Source organism: Streptomyces sp. SS1-1, from assembly GCF_008973465.1.
In the GTDB taxonomy this organism is placed as follows: Bacteria; Actinomycetota; Actinomycetes; order Streptomycetales; family Streptomycetaceae; genus Streptomyces.
Map to the genome: position 1 here is coordinate 1,857,600 of NZ_WBXN01000004.1, position 22,564 is coordinate 1,880,163.

Consider the following 22,564-nt stretch of genomic DNA (forward strand, 5'->3'; position numbering starts at 1 on the left):
CTGTCGGGTACTGCTCGTTCCGGTGGTGCGTCTCAGCTCTGGTTGAAGAACCCGCCCTCTGCGATGCGGGCCTTGTCCTCCGCCGTGACATCGACGTTAGCAGGAGACAACAGGAACACCTTCTGCGTCACCCGCTCGATACTGCCGTGAAGACCAAACACCAAACCGGCCGCAAAGTCGACAAGTCGCTTCGCGTCTGTGTCATCCATCTCAGTCAGATTCATGATCACCGGGGTGCCTTCACGGAAGTGTTCCCCGATGGTACGGGCCTCGTTGTAGGTCCGCGGGTGAAGTGTGGTGATCCGGTACGGCTCTCGTTCAGACACGACCTTGGGCATGATCACCGGTGCGTTCTTCTCCAGGCTTGCGCGTTCTTGTGTGATGGACGCCACGGGCGCGATGCGCGCCGGACGCCCGGATTCCGCGGACAGCGAAGCCGACCGGGACACCGGTTCGCGGGGCGCGGGCGGCTGCACGATTCGCACCTCTTCGTCCCTTTGGGACTGATGTGCACTGTGAGATGAGTGGGACGGCTCATGCCGTCGGTGGTCCCGCTCCGGCTCCGGGTCCAGTTCGGGCTCGAAGTCGTCGTCGGGGTCGAACCCCCGGCCGTCGTACCCATCGTCCTCCACGAGGCCGAGGTAGACCGCCATCTTGCGCATCGCGCCGGCCATTCTCTGAGTCCTCCGCTCTGTGGTGGATCGGCTGACGACTGCCAAGTGCCTTCGATCCACGCGGTCGTCACGTCCGCCTTTCGGCGACATTGACCATATTTTCTGCTGTGGTCCGACTTCTTGGCGACGTTACCCGAGCCTGGGGCGGACTCCGAGTACCGCAGTGCCGACGCGCACATGTGTCGCACCGGCCGCCACGGCCTCCTCGAGGTCCGCGCTCATCCCTGCCGACACCATGTTCGCAGCAGGATGGGCTCGGCGCAGGTCAGTCGACAAATCCATCAACCGCTCGAACGCCGCCCGTTGGCGCCCGGCGTACTCGCCGGTCAGCGGGGCGACGGTCATGAGCCCCGCCAGCCGCAGCCCCGGAGCCGCGGCCACCGAGGCGGCCAACTCCCCGATGCCGCCCGGCGCCACTCCGCCGCGCTCCCCCCGCTCGCTCTCGCCGGCGTCCAGCGCCACCTGGATCAGGCAGCCCAGCTCGCGCTCCTGCCGTACGGCCTCCTTCGACAGCGCCGTCACCAGACGGGCCCGGTCGACGGACTGCACGAAATCGGCATAACCGGCCACGGAACGGACCTTGTTGGTCTGCAACTGGCCCACGAAGTGCCAGGTGAGGGGCAGGTCCGCACAGGCGGCGGCCTTGGGGGCGGCGTCCTGGTCGCGGTTCTCGGCGACGTGCCGCACACCGAGTTCCGCCAGGATCCGCACGTCGTCGGCGGGGTAGGTCTTGGTGACCACGATCAGGGTCACCTCGTCGCGGGAGCGCCCGGCGGCCGCGCAGGCCGCCTCGATCCGACGCTCCACTTTCGCCAGGTTTTCGGCGAGTTCATGCTTTCGGTCCGTCATGTCCACTCAGTCCAGCCAGACATATCCCGCGAGTCGCCCCGTGGTGCGGTCGCGGCGGTACGAGAAGTGATCGGCCGACTCCCGTGTGCACACCGGCGACTGCTCCCGGTCGCGCACCCCGAGCCGGGTGAGCTGGGCGTGCACTCCGGCGGCGACGTCCACCGCGGGGGTGCCCCAGCTGGTCTCGGCGTGCGCCGCCGGCTCGACGGCGGCCACCTCGGCGCGCATCTCCCCGGGCACCTCGTAGCACCGGCCGCACACGGTGGGTCCCGTGCGGGCGACGATCCGGGCGGGGTCGGCGCCCAGCGAGGTCATCGCGCGCACCGCCGCCGGGACGACCCCGGCGACCATGCCCGGCCGTCCGGCGTGGGCCGCCGCGGCGATCCCGGCGACCGGATCGGCCAGCAGCACCGGCACGCAGTCGGCGGTGAGGACGGCGAGGGCGAGTCCCCGCCGCGCCGTGACGACCGCGTCGACCTCGGGCACGGGGGCGTCGCCCCAGGGTCCGTCGACCACGGCGACGTCCGTCCCGTGCACCTGGTTCATCCAGACGACGTCGGCCGGGCCGAGCCCGAGCGACTTCGCCGCGATCTCGCGGTTGGCCCGCACGGCCTCCGGGTCGTCGCCGACCGCCCCGCCGAGGTTGAGCTCCTCATACGGAGCGGCGCTCACCCCGCCCCACCGGTCGGTGAAGGCGAAGTGGGCGCCGCTCACTGTGTCGCGCTGTCCTATCACGTCAGAAGGATCACTTGAGGAAGTCCGGGACGTCCAGCTCTTCCGCCGCGCTGTCGGCGTACGTCCGCGAGGGCGGGACCGGCGGGGCGACCGGGACGTCGGCCACCGGCTCCGGCGCCGGCTCGGGCTCCTCCTTCGGCGTCACGCTGCCGAGGGAGCCGAAGGACGGACGGCTCTCGGGCTGCGGCCGGGCCGGCACCGGGGCGGGCTCCTCGCGGCGCGCCGGGGACGACGAGGCCGAGCCGAGGACGTTGTCCCGGCGGGCCGGCGGCTGGCCACCGTCGAAGCCGGCCGCGATCACGGTGACCCGCACTTCGTCGCCGAGGGCGTCGTCGATGACCGCGCCGAAGATGATGTTGGCCTCGGGGTGGGCGGCCTCGCTGACCAGTTGGGCGGCCTCGTTGATCTCGAACAGGCCGAGGTCGGAGCCGCCGGAGATGGAGAGCAGGACGCCGCGGGCGCCGTCGATGGACGCCTCGAGCAGCGGCGAGGAGATCGCCATCTCGGCCGCGGCCACCGCGCGGTCGTCGCCGCGCGCCGAGCCGATCCCCATGAGAGCCGAACCGGCCTCGGACATGACCGACTTGACGTCGGCGAAGTCGAGGTTGATCAGGCCCGGCGTGGTGATCAGGTCGGTGATGCCCTGGACACCGGAGAGCAGGACCTGGTCGGCCGACTTGAAGGCGTCCAGGACGGAGACCTGGCGGTCCGAGATGGACAGCAGCCGGTCGTTCGGGATGACGATGAGGGTGTCGACCTCTTCGCGCAGTTCCGCGATGCCGTCCTCGGCCTGGTTGGCGCGGCGCCGGCCCTCGAAGGTGAACGGGCGTGTGACCACGCCGATGGTGAGCGCGCCCAGGGAGCGGGCGATGTTGGCCACGACGGGCGCGCCGCCGGTGCCGGTGCCGCCGCCTTCACCGGCCGTCACGAAGACCATGTCGGCCCCCTTGAGGACCTCCTCGATCTCCTCGCGGTGGTCCTCGGCGGCCTTGCGGCCCACGGCCGGGTTCGCTCCGGCGCCGAGTCCGCGGGTGAGTTCGCGGCCGACGTCGAGCTTGACGTCGGCGTCGCTCATCAACAGAGCTTGCGCGTCGGTGTTGATGGCGATGAACTCGACGCCCTTGAGACCGACCTCGATCATCCGGTTGATGGCATTGACACCACCGCCGCCGACACCGATGACTTTGATGACTGCGAGGTAGTTCTGCGGTGCTGCCACGTCGAAGGCCTCTCGCCTCGAGTTACGGGTCACCGGAGGACGGAAGCGCTGCGCTTCGCGAACCCGGCGACTGATGCCGAATGGGACGGTCCATAGCGCCGACCCGAACCCTAACCCTGAAGTTTAGGGTTACCAGTGTGTCTGTTCCCTGAAGTCTTCTGAACAGGACACTAAGTCGACAAGTGGCGCACGTTCAACGAACACGCCGAACCTCCCGTTTTTCTTTTCACCCTATGTGATCAGCCGTGTCGCTGCCCAACCAGGGTGCTGGCCTGCGCGGATGTGCGTCAACTCCCTGATGACGCTGGGGCCGTGGGGACGCTGACGTCGAAGTGCCGCGCACGCGGGGAGGCTTTCATGAGAGCGTGGAGTGTGCGAGCCTTCGCCGCGCCGTTCTCGCCGCTGCCCCAGGCCACGGTCGTGCCGCCGGTCAGGACGAGCGAGATGTCGTCGTAGGAACGGACCTTGACGAGCTGGGTGCCCCGTGCGACGGACGCCGGGAGGGCGCCCGCGACCCGCACCGCCTCGCGCACCAGCCGGGCCTCGCCGAAGCGCCGCAGGCTCGCCGCGGCGGAACTCGACCGGGAGACCGTCAATTCCAGCGCGGGGACGCCTTTCGGGGCCTCGGGGACCGTGGCGAACCGGACGCCCTTCCTGTCCACTTCGACGAACTTTCCGCCGCTTCGCACGATGAGGACAGGCGTACGTTCCACCACGTTCAGGGCGATTCCGTGCGGCCAGTCGCGCACCACCTCGACCTCGTCGATCCGCGGGAGTTCGCGGCGCAGACGCGCCTCGATCGCCCCGGTGTCGACCGAGACGAGTGGCGCGCCCACGGGCACGTCGGCCGTCTCTCGCACCTGCTCCGGCGTCAGAACCCGGGTCCCGGACACCGGCACCCGCTCGACCCGCAGCCACGAGGAACCGTAGAGCAGCCAGACGGAACCGGCGCCCAGGAGCACCAGGACGATGGAAAGAATGATGATCGTACGAAGGCGGGGCAGCCTCAACCGCCGCCGGGTGAGGGGCGGGTCGGACGACTCCTGCTGGCGTTCACCGCGCTCGGCGGTCGTCGATCCGGCCACGCTCCCTACCCTCCGTCATACGGTCACTGGCGGCGGTGCGAGGCGATCGCCTCGTACACCATGCCGACGAGCAGGTCGTCGGCGTCCCGGCGGCCGAACTCGCTTGCCGCGCGGGACATCTCGTACAGCCGGTGCGGGTCGGCGAGCACGGGCAGGACGTTCTGCTGCACCCACTCGGGAGTGAGTTCCGCGTCGTCGACCAGCAGGCCGCCGCCGGCCTTGACCACCGGCTGGGCGTTCAGCCGCTGTTCGCCGTTGCCGATGGGCAGCGGGACGTAGGCGGCCGGGAGTCCGACGGCGGAGAGTTCGGCGACGGTCATCGCGCCCGCGCGGCAGAGCATCATGTCGGCCGCGGCGTACGCGAGGTCCATCCGGTCCAGGTAACTTACCGGGATGTAGGGGGGCATCCCCGGCATCTGCTGTACGTGCGGCAGTTCGTTCTTCGGGCCGACCGCGTGCAGGATCTGGATGCCGGCCTGCTGGAGGTAGGGCGCGACCTGCTGGACGACCTCGTTGAGGCGGCGGGCGCCCTGCGAGCCGCCGGAGACCAGCAGCGTCGGCAGGTTGGGGTCGAGCCCGAACATCGCGCGGGCCTCGGGGCGGACGGCGGCCCGGTCGAGGGTGGCGATGGTGTGCCGCAGCGGGATGCCGATGTAACGGGAGTTGCGCAGCTTGCTGTCCGGGGTGGCGACGGCGACCTGGGCGGCGTAGCGCGAGCCGATCTTGTTGGCCAGGCCGGGGCGGGCGTTGGCCTCGTGGATGACGATCGGCACGCCGAGGCGCTTGGCGGCGAGGTAGCCGGGCAGGGCGACATAGCCGCCGAAGCCGACGACGGCGTCCGCCTTGGTGCGCTCCAGGATCTGCTCGGTCGCCTTGATCGTGCCGCGCAGCCGGCCCGGGACGGTGATCAGCTCGGGCGTCGGCTTGCGCGGCAGCGGCACGGCGGGGATCAGCGCGAGCTCATAGCCCCGCTGCGGTACGAGCGTGGTCTCCAGACCGCGTTCCGTGCCCAGGGCCGTGATCCCCACGGTCGGGTCCTGCCTGCGCAGGGCGTCCGCGAGGGCGAGCGCGGGCTCGATGTGGCCGGCGGTCCCCCCACCGGCGAGTACGACATGCACCGAAATTCACCGCTCTCCGGACGAGCGCGCCGCCGAGGCACGCCGTCGCATCGTGTTCCATCTCCGAGGCCCCTGAACAAGCCCGGCGCCTCCCGCACGCTTTTTACCAAAGCGTGGTTGCCGTACGGAAAGCGCTGCCCGCGCAGCGGGCTCGTCGCGCGCGAACGCGATCAGCAGCCCGATGGCGAACATGGTCGGCAGCAGGGCGGATCCTCCGTAGGAGAACAGCGGGAGGGGGACACCGGCGATCGGCAGCAGGCCGAGCACCGCACCGATGTTGATCACGGCTTGCGCGGTGATCCAGGTGGTCACACCTCCCGCGGCATACCTGACGAAGGGGTCCTCCGTGCGTCCGGCCACGCGGATACCCGCATAGCCTAGAGCCGCGAACAGACCCAGCACCGACAGCGTCCCCGCCAGGCCCAGTTCCTCACCGGTGACGGCGAAGATGAAGTCCGTGTGGGCTTCGGGGAGTTGGCCCCATTTCTCCACACTCGCACCGAGCCCGGAACCGAAGATCCCGCCGGACGCGAGCGCGTAGATGCCGTGCACGGCCTGCCAGCAGTCGACGGGCCCGGCCTGGGGCTCGGTCGCGCCGAGGCACTGCAGGCGGGCCATCCGGTTCGCGCTGGTCTTGATCAGCAGCAGGCCGATCGCGCCGGCGACGGACAGCACCCCGACGAACAGCCGGGTCGGCGCGCCCGCCAGCCACAGCAGGCCGAACAGGATCGCGGACAGGATGATCGCGGTGCCCATGTCGCCGCCGAGCATGATCAGCCCGAGCAGCATGAAGGCGACCGGCACCAGCGGCACCAGCATGTGCTTCCACTGGGCCAGCAGCTTCTTGTCCTGCTTGCGGGCGATCAGGTCGGCGCCCCACAGCACCAGCGCCAGCTTGCCGAACTCGCTGGGCTGGATCTGGAAGGAGCCGCCGAGGGCGATCCAGTTCTGGTTGCCGTTGACCGCGACTCCTATCCCGGGGACCTGTACCAGCGCCATCAGGAAGACGGCGCCCGCGAGGATCGGGTAGGCCAGCGCGCGGTGCAGCTTCACCGGCATCCGGGAGGCGGCGAACAGCAGCCCGGCGCCGATCGCCGCGGCCAGCAGCTGCTTGCGGAAGAAGTACGAGCCGGGCAGCGACATCTGCAGCGCGGTGATCTGGGAGGCCGAGTAGACCATCACCAGGCCCAGCACGGTGATCAGGAGGCTGCCGCCGAAGATCAGGTAGTAGGCGGTCAGCGGCCGGTCCCAGGCCCGGCGCAGCCGCTTGACGAGCCGCCGTACGGCGTTGTCGCGCACCGGGCGCGCGGCCGCCGGGCGCCGTACGGTCCGCTGGACGGGGGGCCGTCCGGTACGGCTACCGGGCATCGGCGCTCACCGCCTCGCCAAGGGCGTACGTCCTGTCCGGCCACATCCGAGTCACGCGTCCCTCCAAGGGTCCCGAAGCACCCGCTGTGGAGACCCGCCGTCAGGCGCCCGCGCCGAGTTCGCGGACCGCCGCCGCGAACGCGTCACCGCGCTGGTTGTAGTTGGCGAACATGTCCATCGAGGCACACGCCGGAGCGAGGAGCACCGTGTCGCCGGGCTGTGCGAGCCGCCGCGCCTCCTGGACTGCCGCGAGCATCGCCCCAGTGTCGGTCCGTTCGAGGTCGACGACGGGTACTTCCGGCGCGTGTCGCGCCAGGGCTTCGCGGATCAGGGCTCGATCGGCGCCCATGAGCACGGCGCCGCGCAGCCGCGGCGCGGACTTGGCGACCAGTTCCTCGAACTCGGCGCCCTTGGCGAGCCCGCCCGCGATCCAGACGATGGACTCGTACGCCGCCAACGACGCCTCGGCGGCGTGGGTGTTGGTGGCCTTGGAGTCGTCGACGTAGGCGACGCCGTCCACGTCCGCCACGTGCGCGATGCGGTGGGCGTCCGGGGTGAAGGCCCGCAGCCCGTCCCGTACGGCCTGCGGGGGCACCCCGAAGGCGCGCGCGAGGGCCGCCGCCGCGAGGGCGTTGGCGATGTTGTGCGGGGCGGGCGGGGTGACGTCCGAGACCTCGGCGAGCTCCTGGGCGTTCTTGTGCCGGTCCTCCACGAAGGCGCGGTCGACGAGGATGCCCTCGACGACGCCGAGTTGGGAGGGGGCCGGGGTGCCGAGGGTGAAGCCGATGGCCCGGCAGCCCTCCTCGACGTCCGCCTCGCGCACCAGGTCCTCGGTGGCCTTGTCGGACGCGTTGTAGACGCAGGCGACCCGATTGCCCTCGTAGACACGGCCCTTGTCGGCGGCGTACGCCTCCATGGAGCCGTGCCAGTCGAGGTGGTCGGGCGCCAGGTTCAGCACGGCGGCGGAGTGGGCGCGCAGCGACGGCGCCCAGTGCAGCTGGTAGCTGGAGAGTTCGACCGCGAGGACGTCGTACTTCTCGTCGCCGAGAACGGCGTCGAGCAGCGAGACGCCGATGTTGCCCACCGCCGCCGTGCGCAGGCCGGCCGCGCGCAGGATGGCGGCGAGCATCTGGACGGTGGTGGTCTTGCCGTTGGTGCCGGTGACGGCGAGCCAGGGGGCCGCGTCCGGGCCCCGCAGCCGCCAGGCGAGTTCGACGTCGCCCCAGATCTCCACGCCGGCCGCGCGGGCCGCCTCGAACAGCGGCTTGTCCGGCTTCCAGCCGGGCGCGGTGACGACGAGTTCGGTGCCGTCGGGCAGGGTCGCCCCGTCGCCGAGCCGCACGGTGACGCCCAGCGCCTCCAGTTCGGCGGCCTGGGCGCGGGCCCGGTCGTCGTCGCCGTCGTTGACGACGGTGACGTGCGCGCCGAGGCCGTGCAGCACCTTGGCCGCCGGGATGCCGGAGACGCCGAGCCCGGCGACGGTGACGTTCTTCCCCTGCCAGTCGGTCACTTGTCCGCTGCCCATCCCGCGTAGAAGAGACCCAGTCCGACGATCACACAGATGCCCTGGATGATCCAGAAACGGACCACGACAAGGACTTCGGACCAGCCTTTGAGTTCGAAGTGGTGCTGCAGTGGCGCCATACGGAAGACGCGCTTGCCGGTGAGGCGGAACGAACCGACCTGGATGACCACCGACATGGTGATGAGCACGAACAGGCCGCCGAGGATGGCGAGCAGCAGTTCGGTGCGCGAGCAGATGGCGAGACCGGCGAGCGCGCCACCGAGGGCCAGCGAACCGGTGTCGCCCATAAAGATCTTGGCGGGTGACGTGTTCCACCACAGGAAGCCGAGGCAGGCGCCCATCAACGCCGAGGAGACGACGGCGAGATCGAGTGGATCGCGCACCTCGTAGCAGGCGCCCGGGTTGGTCAGGGTCCCCGCATTGGCGCAGGACTCCTGGAACTGCCAGACGCCGATGAACGTGTAGGCGCCGAAGACGAGCACGGAGGCGCCGGTGGCGAGGCCGTCCAGACCGTCGGTCAGGTTCACGCCGTTGGACATCGCCAGGATCATGAACAGCGCCCAGACGACGAACAGCACCGGGCCGATGGACCAGCCGAAGTCCTGCACGAAGGAGAGCTTGGTGGACGCCGGGGTGTTGCCGCGGTTGTCCGCGAACTGCAGCGACAGGACGGCGAAGGCGATACCGCCGAGCAGCTGGCCGGCCATCTTCGCCTTGGCCCGCAGACCCAGCGAACGGCGCTTGACGATCTTGATGTAGTCGTCGAGGAAGCCGACCAGGCCCATGCCGGCCATCAGGCCGATCACGAGGATGCCGGAGAACGTCGGCGGCTTGCCGGTGATCAGCTTCGACAGGAAGTACGCGGCGATCGTCGCCAGGATGAACGCGATACCACCCATGGTCGGCGTACCGCGCTTGCTGTGGTGCTCGCGCGGGCCGTCGTCCCGGATGTACTGGCCGTAGCCCTTGCGGGCCAGCAGCTTGATCAGCAGCGGAGTGCCGACCAGGGTCAGGAACAGACCGATGACACCCGAGAACAGGATCTGATTCATCATCGGGCGGCGACCTCACCCTCGGTACCGCCCGCGAGCAGCGCCTCGGCGACGCTCTCCAGACCGACCGAACGGGACGCCTTCACGAGCACGACGTCCCCTGGGCGCAACTCGCTGCGCAACAGGTCGACCGCCGCCTGTGCGTCGGACACGTGCACCGACTCCTCACCCCACGAACCCTCGTTATATGCGCCCAGTTGCAGCCAGGACGCTTCCCTGCCCCCGACCGCGACGAGCTTGCCGACATTGAGCCGGACGGCGAGCCGTCCGACCGCGTCGTGCTCGGCGAGCGCCTCGTCCCCGAGCTCGGCCATCTTGCCGAGCACCGCCCACGTACGACGCCCCTTGCCCATCGCCGCGAGGGCGCGCAGAGCGGCTCGCATGGACTCGGGGTTCGCGTTGTAGGCGTCGTTGACGACCGTCACGCCGTCCGGGCGCTCGGTGACCTCCATCCGCCAGCGGGAGAGGGAGCCCGCCTCGGAGAGCGCGGTGGCGATCTCTTCCGCGGACATGCCCAGCTCATGGGCGACGGCGGCCGCGGCGAGCGCGTTCGACACGTGGTGCTCACCGTACAGGCGCATGGTCACATCGCTGCACCCGGAGGGTGTGTGAAGGACGAACGAGGGCTGTCCGCTGTCCGTGAGTCGCACGTTCTCGGCGCGAACGTCCGCTTCGTCGGACTCTCCGAAAAGGACCACCTTCGCCTTCGTACGGGAGGTCATGGCCCGCACGAGAGGGTCGTCGGCGTTGAGGACCGCGATGCCGCCCTCCTCGGCCGGGGGGAGGCTCTCGACGAGTTCGCCCTTCGCCTGGGCGATCTGCTCACGGCCGCCGAACTCGCCGATGTGCGCGGTGCCGACGTTGAGCACCAGGCCGACCTTGGGCGGGGTCAGTTCGGTCAGGTAGCGGATGTGGCCGATGCCCCGCGCGCCCATCTCCAGCACCAGGAAGCGGGTCTCCTCGGTGGCGCTGAGGGCGGTGAGGGGCAGCCCGATCTCGTTGTTGAGCGAGCCCGGCGTGAACACGGTCGGCGCCTTGTGGCGGAGCACCTGGGCGATGAGGTCCTTGGTGCTGGTCTTGCCGGCGGAGCCGGTCAGGGCGACGAGGGTCGCGCCGAGCCGGCGGACGACGTGGCGGGCGAGGGCGCCGAGTGCCTTCTGTACGTCCGGTACGACGATCGCGGGCACGCCCACCGGGCGTGAGCCGAGGACGGCGGCGGCGCCGGCCGCCACGACCGCCTCGGCGTAGTCGTGGCCGTCGGCGCGCTCGCCGACGAAGGCGACGAAGAGACTGCCGGGCTCCACCTCACGGGAGTCCCGGACGACGGATCCGGTGACCTGGACCGACGGATCCGGTATGTCGTACGTCTGCCCGCCGACGACTTCTGCGATCTCGGCGAGAGAGAGGGCGATCACAAGTTCATCCCTGGGTCTTCTTGATGGCTTCGCGCAGCACCTGGCGGTCGTCGAAGGGACGCACCACCCCGGCGATGTCCTGGCCCTGCTCGTGGCCCTTGCCCGCGATCAGCACGGTGTCCCCGGGCTGCGCGCGGGCGACGGCGGCGGCGATCGCGGCGGCCCGGTCCTCGAAGACCTGCACCTCGCCGCGCTCGTGCGCCGGCACCGAGGCGGCGCCCCGGAGCATGGCCGCGAGGATCGCGAGCGGGTCCTCGGAGCGGGGGTTGTCGGAGGTCAGGACGGCGGTGTCGGCGAGCCGCGCGGCGGCCGCGCCCATCGGCTCCCGTTTCGTCCTGTCCCGGTCGCCGCCGCAGCCGAGCACCACGTGCACCTTGCCCTCGGTGACTTTGCGCAGGGCCTTGAGGACGGACTCGACGGCGTCGGTCTTGTGGGCGTAGTCCACGACCGCGAGGTACGGCTGTCCCTCGTCCACGCGCTCCAGCCGGCCCGGCACGCCCGGTACGGCGGCGATGCCGTCGGCGGCGGTCTGCGGGTCGAGGCCGGCCGCGGCGAGGGCGACGATCGCGGCGAGGGTGTTCGCCACGTTGAAGGGGCCGGCCAGCGGCGAGGTGGCCGCGATCCGCTCGTCCTTCGGGCCGATCACCGTGAACGTGGCGTCCATGGGGCCGATCCGGACGTCCTCGGCACGCCAGTCGGCGTCCGGGTGCCCCTCGGCGGAGAAGGTGACGACCGGGACGCCGGCCTCCTTCACGAGCCGGCGGCCGTACTCGTCGTCGAGGTTGACCACGCCGAGCCGGCTGCGCGCCGGGGTGAACAGCTGCGCCTTGGCCTGGAAGTAGTCCTCCATGCCGGAGTGGAACTCCATGTGCTCCGGGCTGAGGTTGGTGAAGACGGCGATGTCGAAGACACAGCCGTCGACCCGCCCGAGCACCAGGGCGTGGCTGGAGACCTCCATGGCGACCGCCTCGACGCCGCGTTCGCGCATGACGGCGAACAGGGCCTGGAGGTCGGTGGCTTCCGGGGTGGTGCGCTCGGACTTGATCCGCTCGTCGCCGATGCGCATCTCGACCGTGCCGATGAGGCCGGTCGAACGGGCCGTCCTGAGGCCGCCCTCGACGAGGTAGGCGGTGGTGGTCTTGCCCGAGGTGCCGGTGATGCCGATCTGGAGCAGATCGCGGCCCGGCCGGCCGTAGATGGTGGCCGCGAGTTCGCCCATCCGGCCGCGCGGGTCGTCGACGACGAGGACCGGCAGGCCGGTCGCGGCGGCGCGTTCGGCGCCGGTCGGGTCGGTCAGCACGGCGGCCGCGCCGAGGCCGGCGGCCTGGGTCACGAAGTCGGCGCCGTGCAGGCGGGCGCCCGGCAGGGCGGCGTACAGGTCGCCGGGGCGGACGGCACGCGAGTCATGGGTGATGCCCGTGATCTCGACGGAGCCGTCCCGCTGTGCCGGCGTGGCGGCACCCAGCTGATCGGCGAGTTCCGCCAGGGGTGTGGCGGCGACCTGTACCGGCCTGGGCGGTCCCGGATACGTCACGGGGTGCCCCTTCTGGGTGGTTTGGGACTGATCAGCGTGTGGCACGGCGGTGAGCGTACCGGGCGTACCCCCTTGCGGGCGAAGTGAGGGGCGGGGGGTGCCGTGGTTCCCGGGGTCGGGGGTGATCGTTGTCACGGGGCGGTTCCTGGCTGCTCGGTGCTGATCAGATGGTCAGGGTTTGTAGGAGACCGGAAGGCTGGCGGGCTTGGCCCCGGTCGGCGGGACCTGGAGGGTCTTCAGCGCGAACTCCATGACCTGCTTGTAGATGGGGCCGCAGATCTGGCCGCCGAAGTAGTTGCCCTGGGTGGCGTTCTGGATGGCGCAGTAGACGGTGATCCGGGGCTTGTCCGCGGGTGCGAACCCGGCGAACGACGACGTGTAGCCGCGGTACTTGCCGGTGGCCGGATCCACTCGGTTCGCCGTACCCGTCTTGCCCGCGACGCGGTAGCCGGGGATGCGCGCCTTGGTGCCGGTGCCCTCGCGGTCGTCCACGACGGACTCCAGCATCCGGGCGAGCGTCTTCGCCGTCTTCGCGCTGATCACCCGGGTCTTCCGGGGCTCGGGCGCCTCGGTGAACTGCCCGTCGGGGCTCTTGGTGCCGCGGACGAGCGTCGGCTCCACGCGGACGCCGCCGTTGGCGATCGTCGAGTAGATGGACGCCGCCTGCATGGCGTTGAGGGAGAGGCCCTGGCCGAAAGGAATCGTGTACTGCTGCGACGTCGACCACTTGGCGGGGGCGGCCAGGATGCCCGGTGTCTCGCCGGGGAAGCCGAGCCCGGTGTAGCTGCCGAGGCCGAACTTGCGCAGGTAGTCGTAGAGGACCTTGTTGGCCTTCGGCTGGGTCTTGCCGAGCTGGCCGGTGGCGAGGATCGTGCCGATGTTGCTCGACTTGGCGAGGACGCCGTTGAGCGTGAGGTGCCAGGTCTCGTGGTCGATGTCGTCCTTGAAGAGACGGTCGCCGCGGTGCAGCCGGTTCGGTACGACGACATGGGTGCCGGGGGTGGCCACGCCCTCCTCCAGCACGGCGGCCATCGACATGATCTTGGCGGTGGAGCCGGGCTCGTAGGCGTCCTGCAGGGCCGCGTTGCCCATGTTGGCGCCGCTGGCCTCGGACAGGTCGTTGGGGTCGAACCCGGGCGCGTTGGCCATGGCGAGGACCTCGCCGGTGCGGGTGTCCTGGACGATGACGTACCCGCGGTCGGCCTTGGACTTCTCGACCTGTTCGGTGATCGCGTTCTGCGCGGCCCACTGGATGTCGCGGTCGATGGTGAGCTCGACGTCGCTGCCGGGCACGGCCGGCGTCTCGGTGGCGTTGACGGTGGGGACCTGCCGCCCGCCGGACTGGGCGTAGCGGATCTCGCCGTCCTTGCCGGACAGCTCCTTGTTCAGCTGCTGCTCGACCCCGCCGCCGCCCTTGCCGTCGGCGTTGACCCAGCCCAGTATCCCGGCGGCGAGGTCGCCGTTGGGGTACACGCGCTTGCTGCTGGCGACCGACAGGACGCCGCCGAGGACGTTCACCGTGGCCTTGTCGGCCTCGGACTTGGTGGCCAGCGCCGTCTTCAGGTCCTTGATCTGCTTCCAGACCTGCGGGGTCTGACGGCTGGCCAGCAGGGTGTAGCGCAGGTTCTTGTTCGCGGGCCGGAGCTTCCTGACGATCGCGTCCTGCTCCTGGCCGAGGATCGGCGCGAGCAGGGCGGCCGCCTGCTCGGGGCCGTCGTCGACGCCGAGCTGCTCGCGGGTGAACAGGGTGGGGTCGGCCGTGATGTCGTACGCGTCGACGCTGGTCGCGAGGGCCACGCCGTTGCGGTCGGTGATGCCGCCGCGCTCGGCGGCCAGGGTGTAGCCGACGTAGCGGTTCTTCTGGGCCTTGGCGGCGTACGTGCTCGCGTCGACGCCCTGCACCTGGAGCAGGCGCACCACGAAGGCGCTCAGCACGAGGGTCAGGGCCAGGCCGACCATGCGCAGCCGGGGCCGGGGGCTGCCGAGCCGGATGGCGCCCTGGGCGCCGGGGCGGGGCCGGGCCGGGCGGCGGGCCGGGCGCGCGCCGGGTCCCGGGCGCCGCTGGGCGCCGCCGGAGCGGGCGGGCTTCGCGGGTCCGGGCACACGGCGGCGCGGCGGTTCCCTGTCGGACACTTCCGTCACCTGCCGGGGGTCGGGTACGGGGAGGGCTGTGCGTCGGAGGGGTACGGGGCCGGGGTGGGCGTGCCCTGCGGCGAGCCGTCCGCCGGGGCGGGCTCGGCGGGTTCCGCGCCGGGTGCCGCCGGGTCGCCGGCGAGGGCCTCGGGGGCGAGCACGAGCGGGTCCCGGGCGGCGGCGGGATCGACGGCGGCGGCGCTGGGGACGCCCTTGACGGTGCCGTCGGGGCCGAGGAACGCGGGGTCGCCGCCGGGCACCATGCCGAGTTCCCGGGCCCGGCGCTGCAGGGCGTCGGGCGCGGAGTAGGCGTCGATGTCGCGTTGCAGGGACTGCTCCTCGTCGGTGAGGGACTTCGTGTCCCGTTCGAGGTCGTCCAGCCGGAACGCGCCCTCGCTGAGGGCGGAGTTCAGCACGAGCAGCCCGATGAGTCCGCCGCCGAGGAGGAGGACGACGAGCAGGACGAAGGGGGCGCGGGCGGCTCGTCCGGCCCCGGCGGGCAGGAGCCGGGCGAGCCGGGCCGCCCGGCCTCTCAGTTCGGGTTTCCTGCTCACGCGCCCTCCCCGCTGCGGTGCTCCGGCCCGGTGGCGTGCCGTCCGGGACCGGGCGTCCGCCCCTGCCTGCCGTCCGTCATTCGATGGACTCCCTGATGCGCTCGGCGCCGCGCAGCCGTGCCGGTGCGGCACGGCGGTTCTCGGCGACCTCTTCCTCCGTGGGAAGTTCGGCACCGCGTGTCAGCAGCTTGAGCCGGGGCTGGTAGCGCTCGGGCACGACGGGCAGCCCGGGCGGGGCGGTATTGGCGGCGCCGGCCGCGAGGACCTGCTTGACGAGCCGGTCCTCCAGCGAGTGGTACGACAGCACGGCGATCCGCCCGCCCACGGCGAGGGCGTCCACGGCGGCCGGGATGGCCCGCTCCAGGACGGACAGCTCGCCGTTGACCTCGATGCGCAGCGCCTGGAAGGTGCGCTTGGCCGGGTTGCCGCCGGTGCGCTTGGCGGCCTGCGGCAGCGCGTCCCGGATGAGCTCCACGAGCCGGGCGCTGTTGGTGAACGGCTCCTTGTCGCGTTCGCGCACCACGGCCGCCACGATCCGCTTGGCCTGCTTCTCCTCGCCGTAGGCGCGCAGGATGCGGACGAGCTCGCCGGGCGGGTAGGTGTTCAGGACCTCGGCGGCGCTGATCCCGGTGGTCTGGTCCATACGCATGTCGAGCGGGGCGTCCTGGGCGTAGGCGAAGCCCCGGTCGGCCTCGTCGAGCTGCATGGAGGAGACGCCGAGGTCGAACAGGACGCCCTGGACGCGCGGGATGCCGAGGCGGGCGAGGACGTCGGGGAGTTCGTCGTAGACGGCGTGCACGAGGCGGGCGCGCTCGCCGTAGGGGGCGAGCCGTTCGCCGGACAGGCGCAGCGCCTCGGTGTCCCGGTCGAGCGCGACGAGCCGGGCCTCGGGGAAGCGCCGGAGCAGGGCCTCGCTGTGCCCGCCGAGCCCGAGGGTGCAGTCGACGACGACGGCTCCCGGCTCCTCCAGGGCGGGGGCCAGCAGGTCGAGGCACCGCTGGAGCATGACCGGGATGTGCCGGTCCTCCCGTCGCCCGCCGTCCGTGTTCGGAAGCGCTTCGCGCCCTGTCACTCTTGGGCCCTCTCAGATCCGGCGGCGCACGCACCGCCGGGTCTCCCGCCGCTCGTGAAGGGGAGGTCTGCCGGCGCCTGGAGCGTCAGCCGACCGGGAGCGGGAGGAGGCCGAGCCGTACGTACGCGCCGCGCACGCGGGGAGGTCTCCGGAAAGTCGCCGGAGCCTCCGGGGTTTGCTGTCCAGCAGGGGGAGTCTCGCCTCCCGCTTCGCGTCACTTTAGTCCACGGTGTCGCGCGGTCAATCAACCGGCCTGCGCGTCGCCGACCGAGGTCACGATGACGCCGCGCGGACGGCGAAACCGCCCGTATGGGGGCACTCACACCACCCCTGTGGGTTAGCTCACAACAAGCCTCGATGGCGTCCTTTGTCCCCTCTCACGACAGGACCGGTGCGGACGTGACCAGTAACGTCATGGGTATGACGACTTCCGCATCGGTACCCGCCGGCTCCGACGACGCGATAGACCGCACGGGGACGGTCACCGACCGCCTCGTCGACGCCAACGCGCAGTACGCGTCCGAGTTCTCGGACCCGGGCATGGACGCGCGTCCGGTCCTGCAGGTGGCCGTCGTGGCCTGCATGGACGCCCGTCTCGACCTGCACGCCGCGCTGGGTCTGGAGCTCGGCGACTGTCACACCATCCGCAACGCGGGCGGTGTCGTCACCGACGACGTGATCCGCTCGCTCACCATCAGCCAGCGGGCCCTCGGCACCCGCAGCATCGTCCTGATCCACCACACCAACTGCGGTCTGGAGTCCCTCACGGAGGAGTTCCGGCACGAGCTGGAGATGGAGGTCGGCCAGCGCCCGGCGTGGGCGGTGGAGTCCTTCCGGGACGTCGACCAGGACGTCCGTCAGTCGATGCGGCGGGTGCGCACCTCGCCGTTCCTGCTGCACAAGGACGATGTGCGCGGCTTCGTCTTCGATGTGAAGACGGGCCTGCTGCGCGAGGTCGAGGCGGCCTGAGCCGGCGCCGGGCCCACCTCGCGTGATACCGCGGGCACCCCTGGTGACCATCGGTTTCACCTGTCGTTCCACTGTCGATTTCGCGCTCCAGCGCGTACAAAGACCCCTAAGACCGACATATCGCAGGCAGTTGTCCACAGTCGAGTGACACGAATCGGTAACGGCAGCAAGAATGCGAGTGTGGCAGCACGCGGAACGTTTCACGCGTGGTGTCCGTGTTCCAGGGGAGGGCCGGTCCGCCGTGTGTCGGCCCGGGAAGAACGGGCCGAGGAGGGCCGGGTGACGACCTATGACGATCGAGCGAGCCTCACAGATCTGACCGCCACAGCGGAGCGTGTCCGCAGTTCGGTGGAGGGTGTGATCGAGGGCAAGCCCGAGGTCGTACGGCTTTCGCTGACCGTACTGCTCGCCGAGGGGCATCTTCTGATCGAGGATGTCCCCGGTGTGGGCAAGACCATGCTGGCCAAGGCGCTGGCGCGATCCATCGACTGCTCGGTGCGGCGGATCCAGTTCACGCCCGACCTGCTGCCGTCCGACATCACGGGCGTGTCCATCTGGGACCAGCAGCGCAAGGACTTCGAGTTCAAGCCGGGCGCGATCTTCGCGCAGATCGTGATCGGCGACGAGATCAACCGCGCCTCGCCGAAGACCCAGTCCGCGCTCCTGGAGTCCATGGAGGAGCGCCAGGTCACCATCGACGGGCAGACCTACGAGCTGCCCAGCCCCTTCATGGTGGTGGCCACGCAGAACCCGGTCGAGATGGAGGGCACCTACCCGCTGCCCGAGGCCCAGCGCGACCGCTTCATGGCCCGGGTGTCCGTCGGCTACCCCAGCGTGGAGGCCGAGCTGCAGATGCTGGACGTCCACGGCGGGGTGTCCCCGCTGGAGGACCTGCAGCCGGTGGCCCACGCGCACGACATCGTCAAGCTCATCGACGCCGTGCGCGGTGTCCACGTGGCCGAGCCGGTGCGCCGGTACGCGGTGGAGCTGGTCGCGGCCACGCGCATCCACCCGGACCTCAGGCTCGGCGCCTCCCCGCGCGCGACGCTGCACCTGCTGCGCGCGGCGAAGGCGTCCGCGGCGCTCCAGGGCCGGGACTACGCGCTGCCGGACGATGTCCAGGCCCTCGCCACGGCCGTCCTGGCCCACCGTCTGCTGCCCACCGCGCAGGCCCAGCTCAACCGGCGCACCTCCGAGCAGGTCGTGCAGGAGATCCTGCAGCGCACGCCGGTGCCCGCCGCGCCCCACCAGCAGAGCGGCTTCGGCGGTCTCGGCCGCGGCGCCGCCGCGTACGGCCAGCAGCCGCCGCGGAGGCTGGGATGACCTCCGACGAGGCCGGCCCGGCCGACGCGGACCGCGGTGACCGCAGCGGGGTCCGCACGGCACTGGCCGGTCTGACGACGCGCGGGCGGTCGTTCCTCGCCGCGGGCGTCGCGGCCGCCGTCTGCGCCTATGTGCTCGGCCAGAGCGATCTGCTGCGCGTCGGGCTGCTGCTCGCCGTGCTGCCGCTCGTCTGCGCGGCCGTGCTGTACCGCACCCGCTACCGGGTCGCGGCCAGCCGGCGCCTGTCCCCCGCGCGCGTGCCGGCGGGCAGCGAGGCCCGGGTGCACCTGGGCATCGAGAACGTCTCCCGGCTGCCCACCGGACTGCTGATGCTCCAGGACCGGGTGCCGTACGTCCTCGGGCCCCGGCCCCGCTTCGTGCTGGACCGGGTGGAGGCGGGCGGGCGGCGCGAGGTGTCCTACCGGGTGCGCTCGGACCTGCGCGGCCGCTATCCGCTGGGCCCGCTGCAGCTGCGGCTGAGCGACCCGTTCGGCATGTGCGAGCTGACCCGCTCCTTCTCGGCGCACGACGACCTCACCGTCGTCCCGCGCGTGGAGGCGCTGCCGCCGGTCCGCTTCGGCGGCGAGGCGAAGGGCTACGGCGACGGACGGCAGCGCTCCCTGGCGCTGGCCGGCGAGGACGACGTGATCCCGCGCGGCTACCGCTACGGCGACGACCTGCGCCGGGTGCACTGGCGCTCCACCGCCCGCTACGGCGAACTCATGGTGCGCCGCGAGGAGCAGCCGCAGCGTTCCCGCTGCACCGTGCTGCTGGACACCCGGGGCGACGCCTACCAGGGCGCGGGCCCCGACTCGGCGTTCGAGTGGGCCGTCTCGGGCGCGGCGTCCGTGCTGGTGCACATGCTGGAGCGGGGCTTCTCCGTGCGGCTGCTGACCGACACCGGCTCGTCGGTGCCCGGCGAGGGCGCGGACGGGTTCGCCGGTGCCAGCCAGGAGTCGGCGGACGCCGCCGGGCTGATGATGGACACCCTCGCGGTGATCGACCACTCCGACGGCAGCGGCCTGTCGCGCGCGTACGACGTGCTGCGCGGCGGCAACGAGGGACTGCTGGTCGCCTTTCTCGGCGACCTCGACGAGGAGCAGGCGGCGGTGGCCGCCCGGATGCGGCAGCGCAGCGGCGGCGCGATCGCCTTCGTGCTGGACAGCGGGACGTGGATGCGGGAGGCGACGGACGTCCCCGGGCCCCTGACCTCCCGGCAGGAGGAGCGGCTGCATCTGCTGCGCGACGCCGGCTGGACGGTCCTGGCCGTGCCGCGCGGCGTCTCGCTGGAACAGATGTGGCGGCAGGCGGACCGGGAGCGCGGCGGGCTCACCGCGGCCGGTGGCGGGGAGGCATGGCGATGAGCGGGCGGACACGGATGGCGTTGTGCGCCGCGGCGGCCACCCTGATGGCGTCCTGCGCCCTGCTGCCGCTGGTCACGTCGGTGAGCTGGCTGGTGCAGGCGGCGCTGCTGCTGGCGATCCAGACCGGCGTCGGCATGCTGACCCGGCGGGTGCCGCTGGCCCGGCCGCTGACCGTGGCGACCCAGGCCGTCGTCGCGCTGGCGCTGCTGACGCTGGCGTTCGCGAGCAGCCAGGCCGTGCTCGGGATCGTCCCCGGGCCGGAGGCGTTCCGGCACTTCGGGGATCTGCTGCAGTCGGGCGGCGAGGACGTCGGCCACTACTCGGCCCCCGCCCCGCTCACGCCGGGCATCCGGCTGATGCTGGTCGGCGGTGTCCTGGTCATCGGGCTCGCGGTGGACGCCGTCGCGGTGACGTTCCGCAGCGCCGCGCCGGCCGGGCTGCCGCTGCTCGCGCTGTACTCGGTGGCGGCCGGGCTGTCCGACGGGGCGGCGGACGGGCTGTGGTTCGTGGTCGCCGCCGTCGGCTATCTGATGCTGCTGCTGGCCGAGGGACGCGACCGGCTCTCGCAGTGGGGCCGCGTCTTCAGCGGGGCCCCGCGCCACCCCGGCGCGGCGCCGGGCGCGGCGGTGGCGCCGGTGCGCACCGGACGGCGGATCGGGGTGGTCGCGCTGGGCATCGCCCTGGTCGTGCCGCTGGCCCTGCCCGCCATGAACGGCGGCCTGCTCGGCCCGGCGGGCACGGGGATCGGCCCCGGCAGCGGGACCGGCGGGACGATCTCCGCCGTGAACCCGCTGGTGTCGCTGCGCGACAGCCTGAACGTGGAGGAGGACCGCCAGGTCCTGTCCCTGCGGACCGACACCACCGACATCTCCAACATGTACCTGCGGATCGTGTCCCTCGACGACTTCGACGGCACCACGTGGCAGCCGTCCAAGCGGACCATCGAGGCGGTGCCCGACCCGTTCCCGACGCCCTTCGGGCTGGGTCCCGACATCAAGCGCACCGAGGTCGCGACGACCGTCCGGGCCGCCGACTGGTACGCGCAGAACTGGCTGCCGATGCCGTACCCGCCGAGCGGGGTGCAGATCCCCGGCGACTGGCGGTACGAGCCGCTCGGCATGACGGTCGTCGGTGACCGCCGGCAGACCACGCGCGGCGTCACCTACACCGTGCGCTCCCTGGACGTGCGCCCGACGGCCAAGCAGCTGGAGGACGCGCCCGAGGCGCCGACCGCGCTGCGGCGCGAGTTCACGCAGCTGCCCGACTCGCTGCCGGACGTGGTCGCCCGCACCGCGCGCGAGGTCACCGAGGGCGCGACCAGCCGGTACGACCAGGCGGTCAAGCTGCAGGACTACTTCTCGCTGACCGGCGGGTTCCAGTACGACACCGACGTCAAGGTGGGCAACGGCCCGGGGGCGATCGCCCGCTTCCTGAAGGACAAGGAGGGCTTCTGCGTCCACTTCTCCTTCGCGATGGCGGCGATGGCCCGCTCGCTGGACATCCCGGCCCGGGTCGCGGTGGGCTTCGCGCCCGGCACCCCGCAGGGCGACGGCACGGTGTCGGTCGGGCTCAGGGACGCGCACGCCTGGCCCGAGCTGTACTTCGAGGGCGTGGGCTGGACCCGCTTCGAGCCGACCCCGACCCGTGGTTCGGTGCCGTCGTACACCCTGCCCGACACGTCCAGCAGCGCGCAGCCGGACGAGGCGCGGCCCTCGCAGTCGGCGAGCGAGGCGCCTGCGGCGTCCGCGTCGGAGAGCGACTCGTGCGCGGGCCGGCGCCCGGAGCTGTGCGCGAGCGAGTCCCCGGCGCTGGCCCTGGGGTCGGACGACGACGGACCGCGCTGGTACCTGGCGCTGGCCTGGGCGCTCGGCGGGCTGCTGGCCCTGCTGATCCCGCTGTCGCCGGCGCTGTGGCGGCTGCGGACCCGGGCGGTCCGGCTCGGCGGGCACGGCCGCTCGGACGAGGAGACGGCCCTGCACACCCTGGCGGTCTGGCAGGAACTCACCGACACAGCGTGGGACTTCGGGATCGCGCCGGACGACAGCCGGACACCGCGCACGACGGCGGCCCGGATCGTCCGGCTCGGCCGGCTCGATCCTCCGGCGGCGGAGGCCGTCCACCGCATCGCGGACGCGGTGGAGCAGGTCCTCTACGCACCGAGTCCGCGCCCGGTGGCCGGACTGGCGCAGGACGTCCGCGGGGTGCGTGCCGATCTCATGTCGAAGGTGAGCTGGACGACCCGGGTACGGGCGCTGCTCGCACCGCGTTCGACCGTGCGGGTGGTGTGGGCCCTGTCGGATCGCTGGGCGGCGGTGCGGCAGCGTGCCGCGGCGGCCCGGCCGACCTGGCGCCGGCCGTCCACGCCTGGTCAGCGGGGGTGACGGCGGGCTGAGCCGGGGGCACGGCGCCGGGTGACCGCGGGAGCGGGCGGCCCGGCGCCCCCGGCATCAGGCGTGCGGGGCGGCCCGCGCGCCGAAGGAGCCGGGGGCTTCGAGGGCACACGTCAGGGTTCGAGGCATGCGTCAGGGGGTGACCACCGTCCGGTGGTCACCCCCTGACATCGTCATGAGAGCCG

General features: G+C 71.9%; 18 protein-coding genes. 4 read left to right on the forward strand and 14 right to left on the reverse strand.

Annotated elements, in window-relative coordinates; all coding sequences use genetic code 11:
* Positions 1 to 32 precede the first annotated feature (32 nt).
* From F8R89_RS09655 to rsmH, 14 genes are all read right to left on the reverse strand, one after another.
* Positions 33 to 674: a cell division protein SepF gene (locus tag F8R89_RS09655; RefSeq protein ID WP_151783582.1), complete on the reverse strand. Its 642-nt coding sequence runs from the start codon at positions 672 to 674 to the stop codon at positions 33 to 35.
* 129 nt (positions 675 to 803) lie between these two features.
* Positions 804 to 1,523 carry a YggS family pyridoxal phosphate-dependent enzyme gene (locus F8R89_RS09660; RefSeq protein ID WP_151783583.1) on the reverse strand — a complete coding sequence of 240 codons (720 nt, stop codon included), beginning with the start codon at positions 1,521 to 1,523 and terminating at the stop codon, positions 804 to 806.
* A 6-nt stretch (positions 1,524 to 1,529) separates the two neighbouring features.
* Complete coding sequence (pgeF, locus tag F8R89_RS09665) at positions 1,530 to 2,258, reverse strand: peptidoglycan editing factor PgeF (protein WP_151783584.1); 729 nt, start codon at positions 2,256 to 2,258, stop codon at positions 1,530 to 1,532.
* Positions 2,259 to 2,268: 10 nt separating this feature from the next.
* Positions 2,269 to 3,477, reverse strand: coding sequence for a cell division protein FtsZ (ftsZ, locus tag F8R89_RS09670; RefSeq protein WP_151783585.1), 1,209 nt, complete (start codon positions 3,475 to 3,477; stop codon positions 2,269 to 2,271).
* A gap of 287 nt (positions 3,478 to 3,764) precedes the next feature.
* The gene (locus F8R89_RS09675; protein ID WP_151783586.1) at positions 3,765 to 4,562 is read right to left on the reverse strand and encodes a cell division protein FtsQ/DivIB; all 798 of its coding nucleotides are present in this window, start codon (positions 4,560 to 4,562) and stop codon (positions 3,765 to 3,767) included.
* 23 nt (positions 4,563 to 4,585) lie between these two features.
* Complete coding sequence (gene murG, locus F8R89_RS09680) at positions 4,586 to 5,680, reverse strand: undecaprenyldiphospho-muramoylpentapeptide beta-N-acetylglucosaminyltransferase (RefSeq protein WP_151783587.1); 1,095 nt, start codon at positions 5,678 to 5,680, stop codon at positions 4,586 to 4,588.
* Positions 5,681 to 5,686: 6 nt separating this feature from the next.
* A complete protein-coding gene (gene ftsW / locus F8R89_RS09685; RefSeq protein WP_151783588.1) occupies positions 5,687 to 7,048 on the reverse strand; it encodes a putative lipid II flippase FtsW in 1,362 nt (453 codons plus the stop codon).
* A gap of 100 nt (positions 7,049 to 7,148) precedes the next feature.
* Positions 7,149 to 8,573 (reverse strand): UDP-N-acetylmuramoyl-L-alanine--D-glutamate ligase, encoded by a 1,425-nt coding sequence (gene murD, locus F8R89_RS09690; protein ID WP_151783589.1) that lies wholly within the window; start codon positions 8,571 to 8,573, stop codon positions 7,149 to 7,151.
* Positions 8,555 to 9,628: a phospho-N-acetylmuramoyl-pentapeptide-transferase gene (mraY, locus tag F8R89_RS09695; RefSeq protein ID WP_062674947.1), complete on the reverse strand. Its 1,074-nt coding sequence runs from the start codon at positions 9,626 to 9,628 to the stop codon at positions 8,555 to 8,557. The genes murD and mraY overlap by 19 nt, the downstream gene beginning before the upstream one ends.
* On the reverse strand, positions 9,625 to 11,040 hold the full coding sequence (locus tag F8R89_RS09700; RefSeq protein ID WP_151783590.1) for a UDP-N-acetylmuramoyl-tripeptide--D-alanyl-D-alanine ligase: 1,416 nt from the start codon (positions 11,038 to 11,040) through the stop codon (positions 9,625 to 9,627). Before F8R89_RS09700 ends, mraY begins: the two co-directional genes overlap by 4 nt.
* A gap of 4 nt (positions 11,041 to 11,044) precedes the next feature.
* A complete protein-coding gene (locus F8R89_RS09705; RefSeq protein WP_151783591.1) occupies positions 11,045 to 12,574 on the reverse strand; it encodes a UDP-N-acetylmuramoyl-L-alanyl-D-glutamate--2,6-diaminopimelate ligase in 1,530 nt (509 codons plus the stop codon).
* 171 nt (positions 12,575 to 12,745) lie between these two features.
* The gene (locus F8R89_RS09710; RefSeq protein ID WP_413251245.1) at positions 12,746 to 14,707 is read right to left on the reverse strand and encodes a peptidoglycan D,D-transpeptidase FtsI family protein; all 1,962 of its coding nucleotides are present in this window, start codon (positions 14,705 to 14,707) and stop codon (positions 12,746 to 12,748) included.
* 5 nt (positions 14,708 to 14,712) lie between these two features.
* Complete coding sequence (locus F8R89_RS09715; RefSeq protein WP_151783593.1) at positions 14,713 to 15,261, reverse strand: septum formation initiator family protein; 549 nt, start codon at positions 15,259 to 15,261, stop codon at positions 14,713 to 14,715.
* Positions 15,262 to 15,337: 76 nt separating this feature from the next.
* Positions 15,338 to 16,333 (reverse strand): 16S rRNA (cytosine(1402)-N(4))-methyltransferase RsmH, encoded by a 996-nt coding sequence (gene rsmH / locus F8R89_RS09720; RefSeq protein ID WP_225994353.1) that lies wholly within the window; start codon positions 16,331 to 16,333, stop codon positions 15,338 to 15,340.
* Positions 16,334 to 16,753: 420 nt separating this feature from the next.
* Between rsmH and F8R89_RS09725 the strand changes: the two genes are divergently transcribed.
* From F8R89_RS09725 to F8R89_RS09740, 4 genes are all read left to right on the forward strand, one after another.
* Positions 16,754 to 17,302, forward strand: coding sequence for a beta-class carbonic anhydrase (locus F8R89_RS09725; RefSeq protein ID WP_151783594.1), 549 nt, complete (start codon positions 16,754 to 16,756; stop codon positions 17,300 to 17,302).
* Positions 17,303 to 17,581: 279 nt separating this feature from the next.
* Positions 17,582 to 18,625, forward strand: a complete 1,044-nt coding sequence (locus tag F8R89_RS09730) for an AAA family ATPase (protein ID WP_151783595.1) — start codon at positions 17,582 to 17,584, stop codon at positions 18,623 to 18,625.
* Positions 18,622 to 19,989 (forward strand): DUF58 domain-containing protein, encoded by a 1,368-nt coding sequence (locus F8R89_RS09735; protein WP_151783596.1) that lies wholly within the window; start codon positions 18,622 to 18,624, stop codon positions 19,987 to 19,989. Before F8R89_RS09730 ends, F8R89_RS09735 begins: the two co-directional genes overlap by 4 nt.
* A complete protein-coding gene (locus F8R89_RS09740) occupies positions 19,986 to 22,370 on the forward strand; it encodes a DUF3488 and DUF4129 domain-containing transglutaminase family protein (protein WP_151783597.1) in 2,385 nt (794 codons plus the stop codon). Before F8R89_RS09735 ends, F8R89_RS09740 begins: the two co-directional genes overlap by 4 nt.
* Positions 22,371 to 22,564 lie beyond the last annotated feature (194 nt).